19 protein-coding genes are annotated in these 24,371 nt (G+C 41.7%); 5 read left to right on the forward strand and 14 right to left on the reverse strand.

Annotated elements, in window-relative coordinates; genetic code table 11:
* Window positions 1–16: 16 nt before the first annotated feature.
* The 7 genes from V7K40_RS16180 to V7K40_RS16210 all read right to left on the reverse strand — a co-directional run bounded on the left by V7K40_RS16180 (window position 17) and on the right by V7K40_RS16210 (window position 10,258).
* Complete coding sequence (locus V7K40_RS16180) at window positions 17–904, reverse strand: ABC transporter permease (protein ID WP_334961289.1); 888 nt, start codon at window positions 902–904, stop codon at window positions 17–19.
* 240 nt (window positions 905–1,144) lie between these two features.
* Window positions 1,145–2,164, reverse strand: coding sequence for an ABC transporter ATP-binding protein (locus V7K40_RS16185; RefSeq protein WP_334961291.1), 1,020 nt, complete (start codon window positions 2,162–2,164; stop codon window positions 1,145–1,147).
* Window positions 2,165–2,301: 137 nt separating this feature from the next.
* On the reverse strand, window positions 2,302–3,279 hold the full coding sequence (locus tag V7K40_RS16190) for a choice-of-anchor A family protein (RefSeq protein ID WP_334961293.1): 978 nt from the start codon (window positions 3,277–3,279) through the stop codon (window positions 2,302–2,304).
* 204 nt (window positions 3,280–3,483) lie between these two features.
* The gene (locus V7K40_RS16195; protein ID WP_334961295.1) at window positions 3,484–5,019 is read right to left on the reverse strand and encodes an aminotransferase class I/II-fold pyridoxal phosphate-dependent enzyme; all 1,536 of its coding nucleotides are present in this window, start codon (window positions 5,017–5,019) and stop codon (window positions 3,484–3,486) included.
* Window positions 5,020–5,136: 117 nt separating this feature from the next.
* Window positions 5,137–8,001: a hypothetical protein gene (locus tag V7K40_RS16200; protein WP_334961297.1), complete on the reverse strand. Its 2,865-nt coding sequence runs from the start codon at window positions 7,999–8,001 to the stop codon at window positions 5,137–5,139.
* Window positions 8,002–8,302: 301 nt separating this feature from the next.
* The gene (locus V7K40_RS16205) at window positions 8,303–9,886 is read right to left on the reverse strand and encodes a serine protease (RefSeq protein WP_334961299.1); all 1,584 of its coding nucleotides are present in this window, start codon (window positions 9,884–9,886) and stop codon (window positions 8,303–8,305) included.
* A 60-nt stretch (window positions 9,887–9,946) separates the two neighbouring features.
* On the reverse strand, window positions 9,947–10,258 hold the full coding sequence (locus tag V7K40_RS16210; protein ID WP_334961301.1) for a CU044_2847 family protein: 312 nt from the start codon (window positions 10,256–10,258) through the stop codon (window positions 9,947–9,949).
* 336 nt (window positions 10,259–10,594) lie between these two features.
* Between V7K40_RS16210 and V7K40_RS16215 the strand changes: the two genes are divergently transcribed.
* The 3 genes from V7K40_RS16215 (at window position 10,595) to V7K40_RS16225 (ending at window position 12,827) form a co-directional block, all read left to right on the forward strand.
* Window positions 10,595–11,317 (forward strand): M15 family metallopeptidase, encoded by a 723-nt coding sequence (locus V7K40_RS16215; protein WP_334961303.1) that lies wholly within the window; start codon window positions 10,595–10,597, stop codon window positions 11,315–11,317.
* 33 nt (window positions 11,318–11,350) lie between these two features.
* A complete protein-coding gene (locus tag V7K40_RS16220) occupies window positions 11,351–11,503 on the forward strand; it encodes a hypothetical protein (RefSeq protein ID WP_334961305.1) in 153 nt (50 codons plus the stop codon).
* 400 nt (window positions 11,504–11,903) lie between these two features.
* On the forward strand, window positions 11,904–12,827 hold the full coding sequence (locus V7K40_RS16225; RefSeq protein ID WP_334961307.1) for a glycosyltransferase: 924 nt from the start codon (window positions 11,904–11,906) through the stop codon (window positions 12,825–12,827).
* 440 nt (window positions 12,828–13,267) lie between these two features.
* Here the strand turns inward: V7K40_RS16225 and V7K40_RS16230 are convergent, their stop codons facing one another.
* Window positions 13,268–13,741, reverse strand: a complete 474-nt coding sequence (locus tag V7K40_RS16230) for a TspO/MBR family protein (RefSeq protein WP_334961309.1) — start codon at window positions 13,739–13,741, stop codon at window positions 13,268–13,270.
* Window positions 13,742–13,831: 90 nt separating this feature from the next.
* The gene (locus V7K40_RS16235; protein WP_334961311.1) at window positions 13,832–14,305 is read right to left on the reverse strand and encodes a TspO/MBR family protein; all 474 of its coding nucleotides are present in this window, start codon (window positions 14,303–14,305) and stop codon (window positions 13,832–13,834) included.
* Window positions 14,306–14,723: 418 nt separating this feature from the next.
* Here V7K40_RS16235 and V7K40_RS16240 point away from each other — a divergent pair, with 418 nt between their 5' ends.
* On the forward strand, window positions 14,724–15,197 hold the full coding sequence (locus V7K40_RS16240; protein ID WP_334961313.1) for a hypothetical protein: 474 nt from the start codon (window positions 14,724–14,726) through the stop codon (window positions 15,195–15,197).
* Here V7K40_RS16240 and V7K40_RS16245 read toward each other — a convergent pair.
* The 3 genes from V7K40_RS16245 to era form a co-directional block, all read right to left on the reverse strand.
* Entirely contained in the window at window positions 15,192–15,632 is a 441-nt protein-coding gene (locus tag V7K40_RS16245; protein WP_334961315.1) for a hypothetical protein, read from the reverse strand. The two genes, V7K40_RS16240 and V7K40_RS16245, sit on opposite strands and share 6 nt — an antisense overlap.
* A gap of 878 nt (window positions 15,633–16,510) precedes the next feature.
* Window positions 16,511–17,188, reverse strand: a complete 678-nt coding sequence (locus V7K40_RS16250; RefSeq protein WP_334961317.1) for a response regulator transcription factor — start codon at window positions 17,186–17,188, stop codon at window positions 16,511–16,513.
* A gap of 159 nt (window positions 17,189–17,347) precedes the next feature.
* Window positions 17,348–18,322, reverse strand: a complete 975-nt coding sequence (gene era / locus V7K40_RS16255) for a GTPase Era (RefSeq protein WP_334961319.1) — start codon at window positions 18,320–18,322, stop codon at window positions 17,348–17,350.
* A 283-nt stretch (window positions 18,323–18,605) separates the two neighbouring features.
* On the opposite strand from era, the gene V7K40_RS16260 reads away from it, so the two are divergent.
* Entirely contained in the window at window positions 18,606–19,688 is a 1,083-nt protein-coding gene (locus V7K40_RS16260) for an ATP-dependent 6-phosphofructokinase (protein WP_334961424.1), read from the forward strand.
* 134 nt (window positions 19,689–19,822) lie between these two features.
* Here the strand turns inward: V7K40_RS16260 and V7K40_RS16265 are convergent, their stop codons facing one another.
* Together V7K40_RS16265 and V7K40_RS16270 are read right to left on the reverse strand one after the other, a co-directional pair.
* Complete coding sequence (locus V7K40_RS16265; RefSeq protein WP_334961321.1) at window positions 19,823–20,950, reverse strand: succinylglutamate desuccinylase/aspartoacylase family protein; 1,128 nt, start codon at window positions 20,948–20,950, stop codon at window positions 19,823–19,825.
* Between the two features lie 462 nt (window positions 20,951–21,412).
* Window positions 21,413–23,152, reverse strand: coding sequence for a hypothetical protein (locus tag V7K40_RS16270; RefSeq protein ID WP_334961323.1), 1,740 nt, complete (start codon window positions 23,150–23,152; stop codon window positions 21,413–21,415).
* Between the last annotated feature and the right edge of the window lie 1,219 nt (window positions 23,153–24,371).

A 24,371-nucleotide genomic window follows, 5' to 3' on the forward strand; every position in this document is an offset into this window, starting at 1 on the left:
ATTTCTCTATTTTATCTTAAGCAAGAGTCCGCCGCAGTTGGGGTTGAATACTCACTAAGGCGACAAGGGCAAAGCCAAACAATACCAGCAACGCTCCCCCAAAGGTAACATCGCCCCAAGGAGCCTGCATCACTATACTACCTAGTCCCCAATTACTGTGGAGATAAAGATAGCGAATTGGTTCGATCGCATAACTGAGAGGATTCAGGGTAGCCACAAACTGCAACCACTGAGGCATGAAGGATAGAGGAGCCAAAGCAGTACTAGCAAACAATAATGGTAGGTTAGTGACAAAAATCACTGCAATCAGTTCAATGTGTCCGGGTAGGGCGAAAGCCAAGCCGAGGGAAATGGCTGTCACGCCCAAAGCTAAGAGGAAGACAATTAGAGCGATCGCACTTAAACCTGTTATATCTGGTAGTCCAGCGCCCAAAAACGCTGCTGCCGCTACAATCACCGCTGCTTGCAGCAAACTTTGGCTAATGATAAAGATTGCCGAAGCAAAGACAATGGAAAACCGCGATGCTAATGGTGCTACCAGCAAACGATTCAAAAAGCCGAACTCGCGATCAAACATTACAGGCAAACCAGCATTCAGCGCCCCAGCAAAGGCTGTAAACACAATTATACCGGCAGCTAAAAATTGACCGTAATTTGTTGTATTGCCATATATACCCTTGGGAGCATTTTGGAACAAAGCACCAAATAGCACTAACCACATTACTGGCTGAATAATTCCGGCAACCAATGTGGAGGGACGCCGTTGCAACTGAATAAACAAGCGACGAGTTAAAGCCAACGTCTCTTGTACCAATTCACCGAAAAAGTTAGGTGCAGCATTAGCGTCAACTTGCGGCGATGCTAGCGGCTGCCAATTTATATCAGATTTAGGAGTAACGCTCATAGCAATTTTGGATTTTGGATTTTGGATTTTGGATTTTAGAGAATGGGGAGTTTTGAGCGCCCAGTGCTGAGTGGGGAATCTCACTTCTTTACTCGGAAAAGAGGAACTGTTTTGTCCAATGCCCAATGACGCTACTTGCTCGATTTGGGAAGACCCCTACAGCCCTTCGGGCATCCTACGGCAGGCGCTAGCCTCTCACGAATGGGAGAAGACCGCAGTGGCTCCCCCATTCCCCATGCCCTATCTCATATTCTGCTTTTTCTCGGCCTTGGGATCGCGGGTGGCAACTGCTGCGAGTTCTGCATCCATCAGTGTGCGTCCTGTAGCGGCGAGGTAAACGTCATCGAGGCTGGGGCGAGATTGGGCAATGCCAAAAATTGGCAAGCCAGCGGTATTTAGCGCTTGCTGTATGTTAATCAGAACATCATTCTGTGGTGTCACCACCAAGTTGAGAGAATTACCTTGAGCGCTGTTGATGATGACTTCTTGTACAAATGGCAAAGGTTGCAGGAGGTTTTTAGCAATTTCTGCTTCCTGAATGGGGGAAAACTCGCGGATTCGCAAGGTGATGCGATCACCCCCTACTTGATCTTTTAATTGTGAAGGTGTACCAGCGGCTATCACAACGCCCCGATCTATAATTGCCACGCGATCGGCTAGGGCGTCAATCTCTTCTAGATAATGGCTGGTAATTACTACCGTTGTCCCAGAGGCGCGTAATTTTCGCAGGAAATCCCATACCACAAAACGAGTTTCTATGTCAAGTCCCACAGTTGGCTCATCCAACACCAAAACATCGGGTGCATGGAGCAATCCAGCAGCCAAGTCTAGGCGCTTGCGTAAACCGCCAGAGTAGGTTCCTGTTTTTTTATTAGCGTATTCTTGCAAACCAAGTAAATTTAATACCGTCTCAATGCGCTGTTTGGCGATCGCGCCTGGAAGGTGATAAAGTGCTGCTTGCAATTGCAGCAGTTCTTTTCCAGTCAGCACCTTATCTATAGCAACTTCCTGAGCAACATAGCCTAGTCGTTGTCTTGCCACTCTCGGATTATCTAACACAGAGATGCCAGATACTTCAATTTTGCCAGCATCCGGTGTGGTAAGTGTACACAAAGCACGCAAGGTAGTAGTTTTACCAGCACCGTTGGGGCCAAGTAAACCAAAGATTTCTCCTGATTCTACCTGAAAGGAAACATCCTGGACGGCGACCACTGTACCGTAGCGTTTTTGCAGATTTTGAATTAAAACGGCGGGAGCCATGACAGCTTATCCCCAACTATACAAATCTCAATAAAGTCTATCTTTATTGTAGAAGGTAGGGAGCAAGTAAATAGCGCATGAGCGAAATATATGTAAACAAGTTCGTCTCATGCGCTATGCTGCCAGCAAATTTATGATTATTCTGGGCAAGTTGCTTGATTGCGTTTGTGGCGAAATAAACCAAATACTACAGCAATTAATCCTAAACCTGGAAGATTTGCAGGCTCTGGAACCTGAGTCCGGATGACAGGCGGAGTGTAGTACTTAGTTGGGACATCCGGCAGATCGCCATTAAACAGATAGTTGTGAGACTCCCCATTTCCTGTCAAAGAAGCTACCACCACGTTGCCGTTAACTTGACCATTATTGAAATTGAAATTAGCCAAAGGAGCAAGAATACTACCTAGTATGCTAATCCCACTGGCAGTTATGTTTGTCGCTTCATAGAAGTTGTAGATCACCTTTTGTTTATCTGTGCCAGTGATATTGAACCCAAAGTTTTGCAGCGACACATCCTTACCACTGATATTGACTACAACAGTCGAATTTGCATCCCCACTGATTCCAAAAGAGTTTGTCTTGGAGACAGATGATCCGGCAACATTAAAAACATTGAAGGCAGTACCACTGCCACTAAGGTTAATAGCACCCCAAGATTGAACTGTTGTTTTACCAGTAGGAGTTAAGGTTGCCAAATATTGAGATAGCCCTCGCAATTGTTTCCCTGCTTCATTGAAGTCGATGGGTTTACTCTTCTTGAGAGTTCCCTGTGGAAATCCCACATTGCTGGACACATTGGCGGTACCTCCATAGACAGCATTACCGTGGTAGACTTGACCGGTGCTCAGAGTTAAGTTTTGTCCAGCTACTACTACGTTGCCGCTATTGCCAGAAAGTTTGCTTCCGAGTCCGCCAGCAAAATTCACGTTACCGCCAGCAGCAAGTTTTCCTTCAATATCTGTATTTTTTTGAGAGATATCTCCTAAGACAAATACATTGTAATCAGAGGCAGCACCTAACTCAACTGCATTCGCTTTTGCCGAGAAACCCAGCGCTAGTGTGACTAAAATTGGAGCTGCTACTACTCCCCAAACATAATAAGTTTTTAATTTCATTTTCTGATTTATGAATTATCAACATCATGCTATGGGTATAAATTAAAGATGGCATTAGTTTGCTAGCCATTTTCATTGAATTTTTATACTTAATATAATTGATGTATATTTTTGCCTTGATTACTCATTTAACCGCACATTTACTGTTGACCATATCAATTAATTTTTTCTCAACAAGAACTCAGTAATTATGACGTTAGGACGTTATTTCACAACTTTTAAAGTTTTGAGGCTAGTATCAGCAGAACCACTGATAAATCCCCCCATTGCCTGGATTTGTTGTAGGTAATCAAGGACAGGTTTAGTGATTATTTCTCCGGGCATTAACACAGGAATTCCTGGGGGATAGGGACAGACGATTTCTGCACAGATGCGATCGCTTGTCTGTATCAAAGGTAGTATTTCACTGACAGCAAAAAAAGCTTCACGGGGAGAGAAATGTAATGCCGGACTTAATGTACTAACAAAATCCTGCCAAAGATGGCTTTTAACATTCAAGTTGGTTCGGCGATATTCTTTGGCAAGAGTGGTAAAACCTTGCACTAATTGCTCAATATCGGCTGGGGTGTTGCCCAAACTAATGATTAAAGTAAGGTGTTGCAGTGAGGCGAATTCAGCAGTGACAGCAAATTTTTCATCGAGAATTTCATCTGCTTCAAATCCGGTTAAGCCTAAACCAGAAACAGTGACAGTTAGTCGCGTTTTATCTAAAGCCACAAAGCCAGGAGATCCCCCCAGCCCTACGGAGAGTCGCTTCAATGGCGGGAACCTCTGCACGGTACTATCCTCCCCTTCATAAGCAGGGCTAGGAATCTCTAAAATAGATAATCCAGGAATTTGACTGATTTTTGTTCTAGCTTCATCAGCAAGTTGCAAAGTGCGAGACATCAGCATTTTTCCGTAGAGTGCCATTTGCTGACGTGCTGCATCTAAAGAAGCTAAAAGTAAATAACTAGGACTGGTAGACTGGAGGAGTTGCAAAGCTTTACTGATGCGATCGCAATCTATCCTATTACCTTGAACGTGCAGCATCGATGCTTGTGTGATCGCACCGAGTACTTTGTGGATGGATTGTACAGTTAAATCGGCACCTGCGACTAAGGCTGGAGTGGGTAATTCTGGATGAAAGGCAAAGTGGGCACCGTGTGCTTCATCTACAAGTAGAGGGATATTGTATTGATGGGTAATATTGGCGATCGCATTCAAATCTCCGCAAACGCCGTAATATGTTGGGTAAACCGTTAACACTGCTTTAGCGTCTGGATGTTGTTGGAGTGCAAATTGTACAGCATTGGGCGTGATGCTGTGGGCAATATCTAAAACTGGATCATATTCAGGATTGAGAAAAATTGGTATAGCACCAGAGAGAACTAAACCAGCGATCGCAGAAGAATGTACATTGCGAGGCAAAATGATTTTATCGCCTGTGCCACAGGTAGCGAGAATTGCCGCTTCAATCCCACAAGTAGAACCATTAACAAGAAACCATGTTTGCGAAGCGCCAAATGCCTCAGCTGCTAGTTGTTGTGCTTCTTGAATAACGCCTTGGGGTGCAAAGAGATTGTCTAAATCTGCTAATTCGGTTAAATCGGCGCGAAAGACAGCTTTGCCAAATAAATCAGCCAAAGGTTGAGAAATTCCCTCACCTTGTTTATGTCCTGGAGTGTAAAAAGGCGCATGAGGTCTTGCTGCATTGGCTTTTAAAGCGTCTAATAAGGGCGTTTGGTTTTGATTAAGCATTTTTGAAAAAACGAACCGTTAATGATAGAATCCTAAGTCTGTTAGGGCATATTCATAGACGATGAAATTACCCAACGGTGAGCAAGCTGACATCATATAATTTCTTACTTTAAATAATTAGCTTCTTACTGCACGCTCTCTCACCCATTGTTTTAACAGAGGAATTTCAAAATCATATCCTCCATTGATTTTGTGTAAAATATGATAACGCAACAAGCGGGTTAATACCTTTTCAGCAATTTCAGTAGTTATATCTAATGAAATATCTATCTTGGCAACTTGTAATAATAATTCTTGACCAATTACCATTTCTTCTGGTGTAGTTCCTGTAAATTCTGTCCAAATATTTGTAAAATAAGGTTGACCGGAAATAAATGCGTCATTAATAGAAGCTTGCAAGAGTTCAGCAGTAATAAAATCAGTATGGTTAAAATTAGCTTGATTCACCATTGATGCGCCCAATAATTGTAGGCAGTAAGGGTGACAATTGGTAAACCTTAATACTTCCTCTACAATACCTGGAGCGTAATGCAGTGCAAAAGCTGGATCTGGATTAAGGAGTAATTCTTCGGCTTCGTTAGGTTCAAGATAAAGCATTTCTATCGGGACAACGCTGATAAAATAGCTACTCCAATTCGGGCCTAATTCCTCTAAAGTTTGCACCCCAGAAAAGAGAAAGCCGAGTTGTTCATAATGTTGAATTAAGTGGCGCAGTTGATCAAATAAACGTAAGTTTATCTGTCCGTTCTGGATAGCAGTACCGATTTTTTCAAATTCATCAAGATTGAGAAGGATGCGCCGTTCTCCAATTTGGGCAAGTGCTTCATCTAACCAATCTTCTAAGGTAGGATAGGGACTATTTTTAAAATCGGCGCGTTTAGGAATGTTTGGTAATTGAACGCCTTGACTTTTGCAGTCTTTATGAATTGCACGGACTAAGCCAAACCAAAAGTCAGATTCGCTGGTGGTAATGGCGGAACTTTGCATATCCACAAATACGGGGAGGATATCACTGGGAAGCAGGCGGGGAAAGTTATACAAAAAGGAAGTTTTACCACAGCGACGGGGGCCATGCAGTACAAGGGTAGGTCGGTCACGGTCTAAAACTCGACGGACAACTTCATTGGCAAATCTCTGACGACCTTTAAACAAGTTTTTTTGGTCAAGTCGCACTGGATTTCCATAATGGAACGGGTTGATTAGTTCACCTTGAGAGAGTTTGCGTTGTTCATTTTGTTCTAGTTCAATAACCCTTTGCCAATGCTGTAGTACAGGTGTCCAGCGTTTAATAGCTTCGTCTTTAAGTCCGAGAGAGGGTAATTGGGATTGTAATCGAACAAGATTGTTATTAATTCGTTCTAATCCTCGTTCTCGTAGAGGTATATTTTGATTTTCAAGTGCAGATTGAATATCTTGAATAATAGTTTGCAGGCGAGGAAGAAGGATAGAAAGTTCGGGTTTAACCTTTGGTAAAGGTGTTTCTGGAGTGGGGGTATCGCTTTCAGAATCGAGGTGATAGAAGGGGGAAATTAGGAAGGGTAATATAGGATGGTCTGAGTTGGCAGTAAAGATTAGTTCTGGAATACTTTGAATTTGCTTGAGTTGGTCAGCAACAATTTGTGGTAAGGCATTTTGCAGGGTTATTTGAGATCCTGGTAAGGAAAAAGTTTGGGTATATTGAAAGATTGTTAAAGCTTGTTGAGGATTGTTAGCAAAAGCGGAAATTAAAAGTTGATCGTGATTAGGTAATGCTAAGGGTAGCCAAAGAAGTTCACTGGTATAAGGAGGTAAGCTACGAAGTAATTGCCATGGTTGAGGACGAAAGCGATTAATAATTAATGTAAAAAAACTGAAAGGAGCAAAGAAAAAATAGTCAATAATTCTGTAATAGTTGACTAAGGTCACAGGGATAATTAATGCTGAAAACCATCCTAATTTTTGGGCAGAAAGAGCTATTAAAATCACTGTGGTGGTGATAAAAACTGTGTTGTCTTTTGCTGGTGCAAGAGCAAAAGCGATTAAACTTGTAACAACCGAAAGCCAAGTAAGCGGTAAAGTAGGAACTCCCGCCAGGAGTGCCGCCACTCCTGCCACCACGACGACTGTCACGACTCCCGCCACGACCCCTGCCACAACTCGTACCACGACGACTGCCACGACGACTGCCACTCCTGCCGCCACTCCTGCCGGCACTGCTGCCATGACGGCTCTCGTCCCGAGTGCCGACACTTCTACCACGAAGGCTCTCGTCCCGAGTGTCGACGCTTCCGCCACTCCTTCCACCTTGACTGCCACTCCTAGCGCCACGACGACCGTCAGGAGTGGCGGCACGACTCCCGCCACGGCTCCCGCCACTCCTCCCACCACGACTTGCGTCACTCCTCCCACTCCTTCCGCCACGACGACCGCCACTCCTGCCGCCACGACGACCGCCACTCCTAGCGCCAGAAGTACCGCCACTACTGGGTCCACTACTAGCTTCACTCTTCCCACCTCGACCGCCACATCCGTCACGTCTACCGCCATGACTCCCGCCATGACTCCCGCCATGACTCCCACCATGACTCCCGCCAGGGCGACCGTCACGACTCCCGCATCATCACTATTTCTTATATTTTCTTTTGCTGAAAATAGGACAATAACTGTCATTCCAATTACTAACAACAGAAACAACCAGTTTTTAAGTGCTAACCACCCTGCTAACATCACACTGATTGTTCCTCCCACCACTATCACATTAGGAGCAAGGGAAAGATGTTCTTTTTTTAACAGTTGCCATATTAACCAAACAGTTAATGATATAGATACTCCAAAAGCTGCAAGACTTATTCCTATTTGAAGTAAAGGAGGTAAAAATTTAATAGCTTCTATTGAGCCTTTTAACCAGCTATCATGCTGATTTAATACAACTATCAACCACAACCAGGGGATAACCAGTCCTAAAGGTAAAAATAAAACTCCTGTCGTATAAGCAATTAACATTACACAAGGTAATTGTAACCAATCTAATAATTGATTACGTTCAATCAGTCTTAAAATAAGAGGGATATTAAAAATAAACAATAGTAATAAATACTGAATAATAAATCGTGATTTTACGAAAAATAAAATATTAAAAAAATCTGTGTCTGATCTGCGTACATGTTTTTTTTGAGGCAACCATTCATTCATTCGTTGTTGAAGCCTTGAAGGACAAAACATTGCCCACCAAAATAGTTCCCAAGTTTCTCGCAAAAAGAGCAACATTTTTTATATTTAATGTATGATTTTTTGGCTTATTGCTTTATCTTTGACCTTTAACAAACTCTGCAAACACACTGCTAAATAAACCCCCATTCTTCCGTAATAACCCATGACGCTGAAGCCTATCTACAATTGCCAAATCAGGGATAGGTAAGTTACCCCCTCTCAACTCATAACGTAATGCTAAACGTTCAACTTCGGTTAAATCTTTCCAAAGTTCTTCAAAACGAGGCTTTGCTTGAAAATTAAACTCATTTTTAGCTATTTCTTGATTCTTATTTTGCCACAACATCGCCCCCGCCATCTGCACATAATAGGGCAACCCTCCTGCTAACTCATCCACCCATTGTAATACCGTAGAATTAGGCAGAAATTCTTTCTCTCCTTTCTGGATGATGCTTTGCCAAGCTTCCTCTTCTAATGCCCCTACAATAGTTGTACTGAAAATATTGGCAAAAGGAGAACCCAGACTCAAAGTTTCGTAAACTTCATTAAGAGGGCGTTTGCTGGCAATTACCATTGTTAATAAACCCGCAGAAGCCTTAGAACGCCAATCTTCTCCCCAATCCTGAAACAATTCCAATCTATCTTTTTTACTAGCAATGGCTTCAAATTCATCCAATAAAATAATTAAACGATACCCTTCATCTACTAAAAACTGTAAGCCATCTTCTACTGCAAAGCCATTTTCATTATCTTCCTTTAACCAAGGATAATTCCCTGTTAGTTTGTGAATCCCTCGCCTTAAGCCTTCAATAATCCCCTCTGGAGTATGAAAATTCCCATTCGTTAAATCTAAGGCAACAACTAAAGGCTTTTGTTCTGGCGAACAAAATTCGCTGATTCTTTCTCTGATATATCGCAATAGAGAGGTTTTTCCATTGCGCCGCAAGCCTACCAAATTGATACATTGAGGACTAATCGCGCCAATGCGGTTTTTAATCTCTAAAATTTCTCTTCTCCGTCCGTAAAAACGTTCTGGAGAAACAGGAGAACCATATTCAAATGGATTATCACCTTTAGGCTTTGGCTGATGAAATTGTTGATTAAGTTGGGCAATTTTGGGAAACTGTTGCACAATAACTTGAGCCGAAACTGCCCGCCCACCTAAATCGTTACCCTCATCACGGGAAAGATGCACAATTCCACAAACTTTACCTGTTAGTAAATTTAACAAAGGCGATCCACTAAAGCCTGAGATAACTTGCCCTTGCTTTAACTTATAGAGAATAATATCCTGTTTAAAACTTATTCCTTCATATTTAAAGCTTACTGAATCTCCCTGCGAATAATCAACTTCGCTATTCTTGGGATAACCGAAAATATATAAATCATCATTGGTATTGGGTTTTGTATCATCCAATTCAACACAGGGATGATCCAAACAATCCTTGTCCAATCGTAAAAGGGCTAAATCAAGGGGATATTTGTATAATTGCGTAACTTTAGCTGTGTAATTCTGGTTTCCCGCTTTCCAAAATACTTGCACAGGATTATCTTTCGCAGATTCGACTACATGGGCGCAGGTGAGAATCCAATTCGGTGCAACAAAAAAACCTGTTCCCTGACTACTGGCAACATTTAAACGCACTGTACAGCGTTGTAAATCGTCTTCGTTACCCATTAATTGCTCTCATCTAGCATCTTTGTAAAAAGATTACCACAACTGTAAGACAATCAACTGTTATTTACTCCATTCCATTGTAATTTCCAGGTTAGCTGTGCCTGTTCCTTTCACAAGTAAAGCGGTTAGTTGTCCTGACTCAACTCCAATTTGTAAACCAAGTTTGACACTAAATTTATCTGGTTTGACTGTCTCGCTAATATCTTTTAATGTACCTGCGACATCTTCAGCAATGGATTTAATAATTTCTGTGGCTTGTTTAAAAATTCTGGTTTCATCAGAAACAGGTTGTTCCCCTATAGGTGTAACCTCTACTTTAATTATTTTGCCGTCAGAAAGTTGAAAGGAAATAATTTTGGTTTTATCTGCCATACTTCATTTTTTTATGTTAATTTTTCATGCAAGGATATTTCTGAATAATCAGAAGAAGGTATAAATAGTCAGACAGAATTAAATACACAATGTCATTGCGAATGGAGCGAAGCGGAATGAAGCAATCTCAGCCCTTGCGATTGCTTCGCTTCGCTCGCAATGACTGTAAATATTTTTGTCTATCTACTTATGGTATTGTTACATTTTTCAGGCGCGATTAAATTGAGAAAAATTGGTATTGCACGCACAGGCGCAAAGGACACAGAAGAAGAAGAGACTCGTTACGCACAATGCTATGCTTGCGTTAAAATCCGTAAGTCCTGCGTGGCTAACTAGATGAGGCCTTATCATCAAATCCCGATTTTTGAGTGTGGTGAACCCCTAATGGCGATTCCTTTAGAATTGTTTGCGGTGGAATCTCCTCATCCTTATGAAAAGTTGGGTGCGCCTTATGGCGAACACTCCCCTTATTATCTCCGTCAAAGTGTTATCGAAAATTTGCTCCAAGCGCAAAATTATCTTAATCTCCTGCATCCTAACTGGCATATCCAAATCTTTGATGCCTATCGCCCGATCGCAGTCCAGCAGTTTATGGTAGATTACAGCTTCGCGCAAGCAGTTAAGGAGAGGGGACTGACTGAGGTGGAGTTATCGCCAAACCAACGCCAAGAGATTTGGGAAGCGGTTTATGAAATTTGGGCTGTACCGAGTTTGGATGAAAAAACTCCTCCTCCTCACAGTACTGGTGCGGTGGTGGATGTGACACTAGTTGATGATGCAGGGCAAATAGTAAATATGGGTTCGCCGATTGATGAAATGTCCGAGCGATCGCATCCCGATTATTATGCCAATAATGACCACCCACAAGCGCAAAAGTATCATGCTCATCGTCAGTTGTTACGAGATGTAATGTTAAAAGCCGGCTTTCAGCGCAATCCCAGAGAGTGGTGGCATTTTTCTGTTGGCGATCAAATGTGGGCTTGGTTGAATAATCAATCCAATCCGGTTAATCCTGTTACTGCACGTTATGGGCGGCTTGCAAGGCAAGAAGTCATCTAAGTTAAGCATTGTTCCCAAGAATGGAAATTGAGTGTGCTGGATCTGAAGGATTTGTCATTGGTGTCTCCTGATATACAAAGTGGTGGTTTGCTTAAAGCAATCGAGACGGCGATTCCAGCAACGGTAATTGAACAGGCGATCATACCCACTCTGGTTGAGAAACGCAAGCGATCGCCACGCAATTAGTGGTAAATAGCTAGGTACAATTAATATAAGACGGGCATTTAAAGGTTGTCATTGTAGTGACAAATATATAAATAGCTAAATATAATTAATTAGCCAATCATTGATAATCAAAGCACCTATCTTGAATTTAAAAAAATTATATAGAGTTTCACCCTTTGTTATCTAGCCGTCCTAATTAATTAGTGTACTTAATTATAGAGCCAGGCAACAGACAAGCTGACTTTTCACGGCATGTGGAAAAGACCATTTTGAGGGTTTTTCAAGTCCTGATTTTTCCATTAGATATTTTCATTAAATTAAAGCTATTGAGAATTAGCCTGTGGAAAAAGTCACGCTTTTTTGGGGCTTGAGGACTTACCGTGAAAAGTCAGAACAGACAACAGGGAAAGAAGAGAGGTAGATGAGTAGTGCGTTTTTTCAAAAATCAAGCAAGAGTCATATGATGGATATTTTAGGCAAAATCAACCGCAAAGTTAAAAGTTTAGGCATCAGGAAAAAAATCTCTAATTATTCATATAATCTGACTGCCAAAATTCTAACTTACTCTCTTGGAGTTCGTTTATTATCGATTAGAAGAGATGCTACAGCAAATGAAAGAAAAATATCTTTAGCTATTACACATTATAACAGGTCTAATTTAATAGCAGGTGCATTGAGAAATGTCTTAATGGATGAAAGAATTAATGACGTTATAATTTATGATGATTGCTCTAGCATGGACGAATTTTCTAAAATGCAAGCTATTACTAAAAAAATGTCTAATAAAATTTCTATTTATAGAGGCGAAAAAAATTTAGGGCCATACCATAGTAAGGTGACAGCAATATCAAAATGTAAAAATGAATGGGCAATTATTCTTGACTCTGATAATGCACTGAGCAGAAATTATGTTGATAGACTTTACCAAATATCCACATGGAATACCAACCTTATATATTGCCCTAGTTTTGCCGAACCGAACTTTGATTTTCGACAATTCACAAACACAGAACTTACTTTATATAAAGTCAAAGAACTTATCTTAAAAAATGAAAATATAAAATTATTGCGTAGTCTTCTTAATGATGGAAATTATTTCATTAATGTGCAAAAATATATAGAGTGTAGTAAAATTAACGAGTTTAATTCTGTACCTGCTGCCGACGTTATAGTTTTTAACTATTCATGGTTGCAACAAGGATATTCATTATATATTCTGAATAATCTAAACTATTATCATCGAATACATTCAGGCAGTTTCCAAATGAGTAGTTGGCGGAATTCTAGACAAATTGTAGATGGAATTATTAAGTCTATTGCTAATGATGAAGAAGTTAAGGATTAAGTTTTAGCCTTAAACCTGTGTATTATATCAAGTTTGGTTAATCACTTATAATTACCTGATCTGTGCAAAATCGGAAAAGTCTCTTTCCCCCAGCAATAACTGCGGTCTAAATAATAAGTCTTTGATCGGACATAATATTACTCTGCGCCAACCTTTGCGCTTTTGGATCATTTAAAAACACTACTTTTTTCAACGCACAGGGACGCAGAGCTTTGCTAGATTTAATTTGCTGCGAATTAATGAAATGCTGTATTTAGTTAACTAGTACAACACGGCGGAAATAGAGCAACCATTTAAAAACCCTAAAAAGCCTATTCCGTAATATTTTTGACTTTTGAACGCCAGTTGCTTCTCCTAAAGGAGACGCTGCGCGAACAAGTCGGGCATTGCCCGCCCAACGCACTGGCTCCTTTTGAATGAGTGACTTCCGCCTTGCGGTACTAGGCATCTTGAGGATTTTGCTCCTTTAACTCGTCAGTGGTGTAAGTACCAATGGGAGTCCAAACTAGATAAGGAAGGAGTAATAGCGCTGCTAGTCCAGAAATTAGCAAAACGCAGATTGCAAGGATAACGGCTGAAATAAAACCTATTAGCCCAAGAATTTCCCCAATTTTGAGACTGCGAAACCTCAGCATTACAGGTATGTAAGCGACGGTGATAATTTCCACCAGGACGTACAAAGCCATTAGTAGCCAAGTAATTAGGCTTCCTGGGCTTTTTTCCCAAACAATATAAGCTGAAGCTGTACCGCAAATAAAAATCACAGTCCAGATCAGCGGAATCAACGGCTCAAAAACTAGCCAGCGAGGGCGACGTAACTGTGCAAACCATTTAACATCACGTGGCGTGATTAAGAAACTACCAAGGGCAACCAAGAAAGTTACAGCCCCAATTATTATCCAAGATGGAATCATAATGCACTCAAGTTTTGTGTATTTTGTCAAGTCATACACTGCAAGTTTGACAATTTAGGGCGTAGGTTGAATCATTCGCTAGTGCGATTCTTAGGCATCTTGAGGATTGAGACTGACCATCTGCCAAGTAGTATAAGTACCAATGGGACTCCAGAGCAAATAAGGAACTAGTAACAGTGCTGCCCAACCAGAAATACTTAAGGCTGCAAGTATCAATAAAACACAAATGAGAAAACCTGTGCCGCCAAGAACTGTACCCACTTTCAGACTGCGAAGCTTAAACATTACAGGCGTATAGGCAATGGTCACAATTTCTAAAAGCAAGTATAAACCCATGATTAACCAGGTTGGGGTGCTTCCTGGGTCTTTTTCCCAGATAATATAAGCTGACCAAGCACCGCAAATAAATATTACAGTCCAAATAATTGGAATTGCACCCTCAAAAGTTAGCCATCTCGGTCGTTGTAAGCGCTTGAACCATTGGCGATCGCTAGGCGTAATCACGTTAGCTGCTAAGGCAACCAAGAAAGCCACACCCCCAATCACCATCCAAGATTTAATCATGACCGTTAGTCCTTATATAAGCGCTATCTATCGCTTAATATCACTCTTTATAGTGTGATTTTGTCAATTTAATTGCTAATTACTCATCATCCCTGAGTTTGATACCTTCAGATCGTTTGGCAGGATTTTAATTTATGGGTATTGAGGATTGGGCACTTGTACTGATACTTCGGCTTCGCTCAGTAACCAGCGAAGCCGAAGTATTGGTTATTAATTATTCTCCTCTGCCCCTGTGCCCCTCTGCCCATTTATTCCCCAGGATGTTGAAGTGATTATGTCTAGGGGTGAGGGTATGGGGCGAAGCGTGGAAATATTCTTGGCAATAGGGGGATAAGGCAATTAGATTCAATGGTTGTTTATATGCAAACTGAATCAGAAGCGCGATCGCTAAGTAAATTTTAACGAGTGTTTAAACTCCGTGAATGAGTCTTTGAACTCCGTGAACGAGTCTTTGATACTCGTGAACGAGTGTTTGAACTCCGTGAACGAGTGTTTGAACTCCGTGAACGAGTCTTTGATACTCGTGAACGAGTCTTTGATACTCGTGAATGAGTGTTTGAACTCCGTTAACGAGTCTTTGATACTCGTGAACGAGTGTTTGAACTCCGTTAACGAGTCTTTGAACTCCGTTAACGAGTCTTTGATACTCGTGAATGAGTGTTTGAACTCCGTTAACGAGTCTTTGATACTCGTGAACAATGATTCAGAATCTCAACAAGAGAGGCGAGACGACAGTATTCAAACTTTTACAGGCGGTTTTCAAGCACACAAAAGATTTCTTGATAAAACTAGGTTATACGATCGCTACCGCAATGGAGGCGATCGCACCACAATTTCTGAACCCTACGAGATATTGCTACAGCATGACATTTTACCAGTTCAGCTTTTATGAGCCGACAGTGACGGTATAAGACAACACAAAAGGCTTGAAATTAGCTCCAGATTTGGGAGTACCGCTTAACTCCAATTCATAAGCTCCTACTTTGGGAAATACGATCTCGGCTCCGGGAATGTTTTTATATTGCTTGGTTGATACACTATGTAAACTTGGCTTCAGTAATGGGGTATCAGTTTCGCTGTGAGGTTGAGGATAGACAGCCAACTGACAGTTACATTGTGTCAGGGGGATTAGTCGCCCGCCTTTACGGGTGAGGACAATCCAAGCATGAGCGGTTTTGCCAGCTTGAGGATTGTCATTGGGTTCAATATGCAGCATCCCGCCTACGTCTTTTGACACTTTTTCGGTGTGGGCATTAACTGGTGTGGCAATTAGAACCGAAATTAATAATAGCCATCCCAAATTTTTCTCTAGGGTAAAGTGGAACATAGAGTTTATAAGAGTAAGCGAAGTAGACCAGGTTGACTGGGAAAAAGCAATTAAAGGAAAATTCAAAGATTTTTGATGCTACTTTTCCACCAGTATTTAGGAACGATAATTTTAAAAGTATAGTTGCGTCAAAAGACAACCTGTCAAACTTCGCCCGAAAATTCCTCACCAACTACTAAGGCTTAATCCCAACTAAAAACTCGTTGACTTTTGAACTTATCACCTAAATATCTAACTTAAAGGCTCATTAACTTATTACTTATGATAGTTACTAAAACTCACTTGGATGAGTGAAAGTAGTAAAAGTAAATATACTTACTAACTGAGGTTCAAAGAATGCACTTGACAGGTAAGGTTCTAATTGTGAACTCGTCCTGGTATCTTCCAATGCCGTTGAAAGAGTATGCAATGAGCCGAGTGACTGTCTACTTTTATAACGATGGATGGGTTCCAATTAAATATTGTTTTTTGGAGAAGGCAATTGTGCTTCACCAGAAGGCAAAGCTAGAAGGTAAGGAAATTTTATTATTTCCTGCTGATCTAGACCCGAATGAATTCTCAAACTCTTTTAACTAAAATCGATTGAGGTAGACTATTTTTCAAAAATCTTGGCAAAAAATGAATCGGCTACAGAGGCGTACATATATATGTACGCCTCTACTTGTAAATGGGATTAAAAATTCGTGCGAACTTGAAAGCCAAAGGTGCAGCGATCGCCATAAGATACAAGTGTATCAGGTGGTCTTAAGTCTGTACTGACATATATCTCATCAAAGATATTGTTAACAAAAAAGTAAATACTCTAATTTTTGGCTTCGTAGCCAATGCGGGTATTCACCAGCGCCAAGGGATTTTGATAGCTGTAATTATACAGATAATCAAACTAACCCAGAACGCAATGCTACAACTGCTGCTTGCACGCGATCGTCTACTGCTAATTTATTCATAATCCCCCGGACATGAGTTTTGATGGTGTTGGGACTGAGATAGAGTTTTTCAGCAATCTCTGGGTTACTCAACCCGTCTACCATGAGTTTCAATACTTCTAACTCGCGCCCAGATAAGTTGGCGTTGTTGCTGGTGGGTGAGGGCGGTTTGAGATTATCAATTACTCGCCGCGCAATTTGGGGATCGAGATAGGCTGCACCATCAACTGCGGCTGCGATCGCACTTAACAATCGTTCCACACTTGCACCTTTGATGCAATATGCATCTGCACCGCTAGACAGGGCAGCAATAATTTCTGTCTCCGTTTGATGAGATGTCAGCATCACCACATGAGTTGCTGGCAGCACCGCCTTAATTTGCTGTGTCGCTGCAATGCCATCCAATCGCGGCAACCCAATATCCATAACCACCAAATCAGGTTTCAGTTGCAGTGCTGCTTGGACTCCCAAATAACCATCTTCTGCTTGTCCAACAATCTCCAACTGAGGATGAGCCATTAACGATTGCTCTAATCCTAGTTGCATCATCGGATCATCTTCGACAATTAACACGCGCAACGGCGGAGCATTGATTGGTAAATTTAAGGGATAGCGAGTATCTAAAGACATTTTTATTAGTTAGGAGTTAGGAGTCATTCAATTTTTGATTTTTGGTTTTTGATTTTGGATTGAAGGAAAAATTTAAAATCTAAAATTGTCTAAGTTAGGAGTTAAAAGTTATTCATAAGTTTTTAATTCAAAACCCATAACTCCTAACTCCTAATTTTTCTATTCTTCCACGCGATAGCCTAACTCTGCTAAACTGATCCGCGACTGTCGCCATTTCGGCTGGACTTTGACAAACAATTCTAAGTAAACTTTACCAGCGATTAACTTTTGGATTTGTTCACGAGCTTCACTACCAATTGCTTTGAGCATTGCTCCGCCTTTGCCAATGAGTATGCCTTTTTGGGAATCACGCTCGACGTTGATGGTAGCAAGTACACGGGTAATGCTGGGAGTTTCTTCTACTAGGTCAATGGCGATCGCTACTGAATGGGGTACTTCTTCACGAGTCAATAATAAAATTTGTTCTCGGATCAATTCACCCATAATAAAGCGCTCTGGCTGGTCAGTTACTAAGTCTGGAGGATAATATAATGGCCCAATTTCTAAATGTTCAATTAATAATTGTTGAAGTTGCGGTAATCCTGCACTAGTCTTGGCAGAAAATTTCACGAATTCCCATTCATGGGACTTGCCCATCTGGGCGTAACTATCATCTATAAACTGAGAATCAACCGATTGTTGGTCGATTTTGTTCGCACCGATAATCACCGGGGTTTTGCTGCGACTGAGCAAATCAGCAATATAGCGATCGCCTGCACCACATGCCACCGCTCCATCTACCACAAATAGCACTACATCTACCGATTCAATCGCAATTTTGGCATTTTGCACCAACACTTCCCCCAACTGATGATGGGGTTTATGAATTCCTGGCGTATCTACAAATATTAACTGCGCCTCTGATGTAGTTAATATACCGCGCAAACGGTTACGTGTTGTTTGTGCTACTGGTGATGTAATGGCAATCTTTTGTCCTACCAATTGATTCATTAAAGTAGATTTACCGACATTAGGACGACCAACAATGCCGATAAAACCTGATTTAAACTCAGGAGGAGCCTGTGGGATTGTTACTTCTCCTGAAAAAGAGAAGTTGTAATTATCAATACTAGTCACCTTTGGCTCCACCCTCATATTTTACAGCTGGGATAACTTGATTTTTTCTTAGACACAAGACAAGCATAAAATTACCCTGGCATTTTTAGGGATTGTTTTTGCCGAGGTTTAATCTACTACTGGCTCTACACTTAATATTTTACAGCTGAGATAACTTTGTTTTGTTTTTAGATACAAAACAAACATAAAATTACTTTGGCATTTACAGAGAATATTTTTGCTTAGGTTTAATCTGCTGCTAACTTTGGCTTAAGTTTCATCGACTACTCAATATATTTGGATCAAAATGTCAATAAAAGATATCGGAGAACGCAAACGCATAGGAATTCTTACCAGTGGAGGTGATTGTTCTGGCTTAAATGCTGTGATTAGGGCTGTAGTAAATTGTGCTGTGAATACTTACGGCTGGGAGGTTTTGGGAATTCGTCAAGCGACTCTAGGATTAATGGCGCGTCCGCCACAATTCACCAAGCTGGAAATTGATCAAGTTGACTCGCTATTAACTGCGGGTGGCACAATGTTGGGGACAACCAATAAAGGCGACCCTTTTGCTTTTCCAATGGCGGATGGAAGTTTATGCGATCGCTCCGAAGAAATTATTGCAGGTTATCATCAACTAAGTTTAGACGCTTTGATTGGGATTGGCGGCGATGGTAGCTTGGCAATTCTCCGCCGCCTCGCCCAACAAGGCGGCATTAATTTAGTTGGTATTCCCAAAACGATTGATAACGATATTGGCATTACTGAACATGCCATCGGTTTTGATACAGCAGTCAATATTGCCACGGAAGCACTAGACCGATTACATTTTACTGCTGCAAGTCATAGCCGAGTCATGATTTTGGAAGTAATGGGGCGTGATGCCGGACACATAGCAATAGCTGCGGGAATTGCGGGGGGAGCAAATGTAATTTTAATTCCTGAAATCCCTTACACAGTTGATCACATTTGCCACAAAATCAAAGAACGCCAAGATAAAGGCAAAAACTATTGTTTGATTATTGTTTCGGAAGCGGTTCGTACCCAAGATGGGGAAAATGTGACGATTACAAATCGGTTAGGTCAATCTCGATACGGTGGAATTGGCGAATATTTAGCAGATAAAATTATTCAGCACATTGGTGTAGAAACGCGAGTTACAGTTTTAGGACACATTCAACGGGGTGGAACTGCTTCACCACTCGATAGATTAGTTGCAACTGTTTTTGGCGTTGCGGCGGTTAATCTAATTGCAGAGAATAAATACGATCGCATGGTGATTTGGCAAAATCGCCAAGTATTAAGTGTACCAATTACAGAAGCGATCGCTCAATATAGCGCCGTCGATCCCAATGGGACTTTAGTTAAAACCGCTCGTGGTATGGGTATTTATTTAGGAGACTAAATTTAATGCTGAGTGAGGAGTAAATATACCACGCCCTACGGGCACAGCATTGCTGTGCCCCTACAACAGATGTGGTTCAAATAAATGAAAACTGCTGTAAAAAACTCCTAACTCCTATGACAAATGACAAATAACTAACTAACAATTCCTAGTACAAATTCTCCTTCATTCACAGCTTGATTGGTTGCGACATCATAAACCAATCCATCTTGTTGAGCGCAGACATCAATTACACTGGGTAACTTACCTTCTTTATTAAAACTGAGAATTTGATACAGTTTTTCTCCAGCTTTTACTGAACTACCTAATTTTATTCTGGATTGAATCATGCCACCTGCGATCGCATAATATTTTTTCCTGTTGCTGCTAGATACAAAAGTCATTTCATGAGTTTTTGTGTCATCCAATAAATCAGGAATTTGCAGTACACCTTTTTGTGCTAAATAGTTTTTTACACCCCGTACACCTTTGGCCACTGAATCAGGGTTCATTTGCATTCCTGTTCCTAATTCCAGTGTCCAAGCTTCTACATCAAACTTGATTTCTCTACCCAACTCTTTAAAACAAGCTTCCAGTGCTAACCAAGGTTTGATAAAAGCTTCATCAAAAGCATCACCATCGTATTTATCAAGTAAAATTCCAAAATCAAGCAGGAAGTATTTTGCACTGTCTTCTCGATTTCGGAAGTAATAAATGTAGTCTAACGCTTGATTTGTAGAACTATGTAAATCAATTAAGTAGTCTGCATCTAAGCTCAAATTTTGTAGTTTGTAACCAAAAAGCTCAGTGTATGGTACTGCACTGTTAGAATTAATTTTTTCTAAAATTTTCGCAAATTGTTGCTTAATTATAGTTAAATAATTTTGTCGAACGACCTCTATATTAATATGAAGTTGAGATTTAGTAAAAGCTACTAAATCATCAGCTTCTTTTTCGTAGTCCCAAAATATCCGATTCCAGTCTTTAGCTTCGTAAATGCAATATCGTCCAGGGGAAAAATGATGAGCGCGTTCATTTGTCCCCATTGGATTACAAACGGGAACTAACCAAATTTCTCCAGTTAAATCTGTATCATTTATTGTTAATAAAAACTCAATTAGCTGGTGAATAACGGCATTGCCAGCAATTTCTGCACCGTGCAGGTTAGATTGAATGTAAACCTTTTTACCAGGTTGAGCGCCAATGAATTTGTAAACTTGTAAGTAGAGGCGATCGCCCGAAGCCATTTGACGTAATACAATACTTTCAATAACTGGCAGCATAAGAGAATTCAGTGATAATTTGAGTAAATTATCGCTGTATCTGTACCGAATTAAAAGCCACGTAAACCCAAATCATACCAAGTATCTTTGTAGGGTGTGTTATGCCGTTCGCTTTTAGCGTTCCCGCACCCCTGCTCAAAAGCCAGCTACGCGTAGCATCTCCGATAAGAGAAGGGTAGGCTAATGCACCAAATTATCTATGCCAAGAGTCTTTGATAGCAATAGTGGGTTACAAGGAAGGTGTAACTCACCCTATATTTACAAATATCCCCACCCTACTAAAGAAATATTGGGAATTAGCTATGCTCAATTACTCTTGTTAGTTAAACAAGAGAAATTGAGACATAAAGAGCGATAAGCTGAGGCAGAACCTCAGAAAGTTCGGATCAACTCAACTGGAGGGAGACGTAAACTCAATTAAACAATCAGGGGTTGAAACACGAGATAGAGGAATTAACAAACTCACGCCCCGTTTGCCAAAGTACTGTAGCAAAAAGAGCTATCTGCAAAGATAAATTTCTCAAAGCCAGTCGTAGACAAACTAATGGTGTTTCCATTGTTGTTGAAACTGATATTGGCACTTTCAAGGGTATTGCCAGAAATAACACCAGATACAATCACTTGGGAGCGTTTGAAAGCGCCCAAATCCAGGGTGTCAAAACCGTCCCCGCCATCAACACTCGCTTCCCCAAATCCTTTGAAGTAGTCATTCCCAGTGCCCAGATCAATCTTGATCCCGCCACCGATAGAGACTTTTTGTTGAACTCCATCTAGGATACTGGTGGCGATCAAAGAGTCATTCCCATCGCCAGTCTTGATGATTCCTTGTCCATAAATGCCATAGGCAGTAGCACCAATTTTTGAAGATGCCTGTGCGGTAAGTTTGTCAGAATCCTTGCCCGTATCAATGACTCCATCGTTAAAGATGCCATAGCTGATGGCGTTTTTTTCAGAACTGTTCCCATAACCGATAATCGTGTCGTTGCCCAACCCTGTAGTAATGGTGGCGTCTTTAGTGTTTTGGATGCCGATTCCAGTACCGCCATCGCCGTTACCGACAGGACTGGTGCCACTGTTGCCGCCGTTCCCTGTGCCGATGATCGTGTCGTTTGCGTTCCCTGTATTCAAACTGCCACTATTGGCGATGCCTGTCCCAGTAGCACCGTTGGCGCCCTTGTCGTATGGGGGGTATTGTATACTGTCCTGGCGGCCACCGCTGCCGCCAGTACCTGTGCCAGTGATCGTGTCTTCTCCGTCTCCGGTATCCAGTTCCTTACTGTTAGTGATACCAGTTCCAGTACCGCCATCGCCGTTGATGTAATACCCACTGGCGCCGTTGCCGCCAGTACCTATGCCAGTGATCGTGTCTTTTCCTGAGCCTGTATTAATACTGCCACTGTTAGCGATGCCGATTCCAGTAGCGCCGCCCCCACCGATTTCGCCGATGACGCCGTTGCCGCCAGTACCTGTGCCAGTGATCGTGTCTTCTCCGTCTCCGGTATCCAGTTCCTTAGTGTTAGTGATACCAGTTCCAGTACCGCCACTGCCGCGGTCTTTGCCGCCGTCGCTGCCCCTTCCTATGCCAGTGATCGTGTCTTTTCCTGAGCCTGTATTAATACTGCTACTGTTAGCGATGCCTGTCCCAGTACCACCATTGCCGCCCACGTAACCCCCACCATTCTTGCCGCCGTTGCCTGTGCCGGCGATCGCGTCGTTTCCATCTCCTGTATTAATACTGCCACTGTTAGTAATGCCGATTGCATTACCAGCATTGCCGCCGTTGTAACCCGAACCACCTCTGCCGCCGCTGCCTGTGCCAGTGATCGTGTCGTTTCCATCTCCTGCATTAATACCGCCACTGTTAGCGATGCCTGTCCCAAAAGCACCATTGCCGCTCTCAAAGCGGCCGTCAGTGCCACTACCGCCGTTGCCTGTGCCAGCGATCGCGTCGTTTCCGTCTCCTGCATCAATACTGCCACTGTTAGCGATGCCTGTCCCAGAAGCACCGTTGCTGATCTTCTCTTCAGGGCCGTCATCGCCAGTAGCGATGCCAGTGATCGTGTCTATTCCTGAAAGTGTACGAATGTAACCTCCAGTTAAAATATCAATACCAATTGCCGGTGATGCATTTAACTGTTCTCCGATTAAAGTATCCGCACCCCCGGTGCCAGTGAAATTAGGTGGAACGTTTAGTCTAGGCATGAGAAAAATCCTCTTAATTAAGTTAGTACGGTAGCGAAAGCTGATTCAAATCACCAGTTTCTCAATCAAATTCCCAGAATCCTTTCTCCAACGGCTATTGAATCATTGAATAGCTTTTGGAGAAGTCAGTTAAACCAATGTTGTTCCAACAAAATAATCAGAATTTCAGGGCATTAAACCCACCCAACAGTAGATGCGTAGGCATAGCCCGCACTTCTCTACGAAACGCTGCGCGTAGCTTGCTTCCACGTTCGCGTAGCGTGCCGTAGGTAAGTGGTACGACATACGGCGTTGCTGAATCATCGGATGATTTCGCCCAATTTGGAACGAATTATCAATGGTTTCAAGCGCCGATTCATCCTGCATTTATGCAATGCCCGACATACTTCGACTGCGCTCAGTACAAGAAACTCAGTGACCACCGCAGACATCGCAGAAATATGATATTTTTCTGCGTTCAACTAGTACAGGTCGGCGTCTGTTTGCTTACCTTTAGCAAGGGGATTTTGCCCCAAAGCTTGTTATATTGAGGTGGTATTTGGATTTACGCCGTGCTGTACTTGTAGATCATCTAACAGGCTGATGGACATTTCCATAATCTGGAAATGACCTATGCACCTTACAAAAAAAGAAAATTTGATTACTTTCTCTAAGTATAATTACCACTAGCTCAGTATTTAATACAATCTATCTTTAGATATATATTTTATATATCTTTAGACTCAGCCGGAAATTTACAACTCAGTCTATAGAAGGCTTTTGACGGCGGACTACAATATGTCTTCAATTAACCTAGCAATAAGGGTTTGACATAGTTGATGAGAGTTCAGTGCGGGATGGGCTAGTACCGCAAGGCGGAAGTCATACATTCACGCATTCAAAATGCTTTAATTTTAGGCTTTCTGGCTGTTTTAAAAGGTAGGTTTATTTTTGCCCTATACTAGGTTGATTCAGATCCCTGACTTCTTCAAGAAGCTAAGGATCTTGCAGCCCTTCAAATAAGTTTTGTTTAAGCATTGGTAGCGATCGCACGGAGCGCACTACCCTAAAAAGCGATCGCATAAGCTTTTGCCAAAATGTTGTAACTGTAAGGCTTATTGCTATAACCTTAAGTCTTAATCTCGTAACTGTAAGGCTTAATGTCGTAACCTTAAGTCTTAATCTTGTAACTTTAAGGCTTATTGCTATAACCTTAAGGCTTAAGGCTATAACCTTAAGA

The sequence above is a fragment of the Nostoc sp. genome, assembly GCF_036917195.1.
GTDB lineage: Bacteria > Cyanobacteriota > Cyanobacteriia > Cyanobacteriales > Nostocaceae > Nostoc.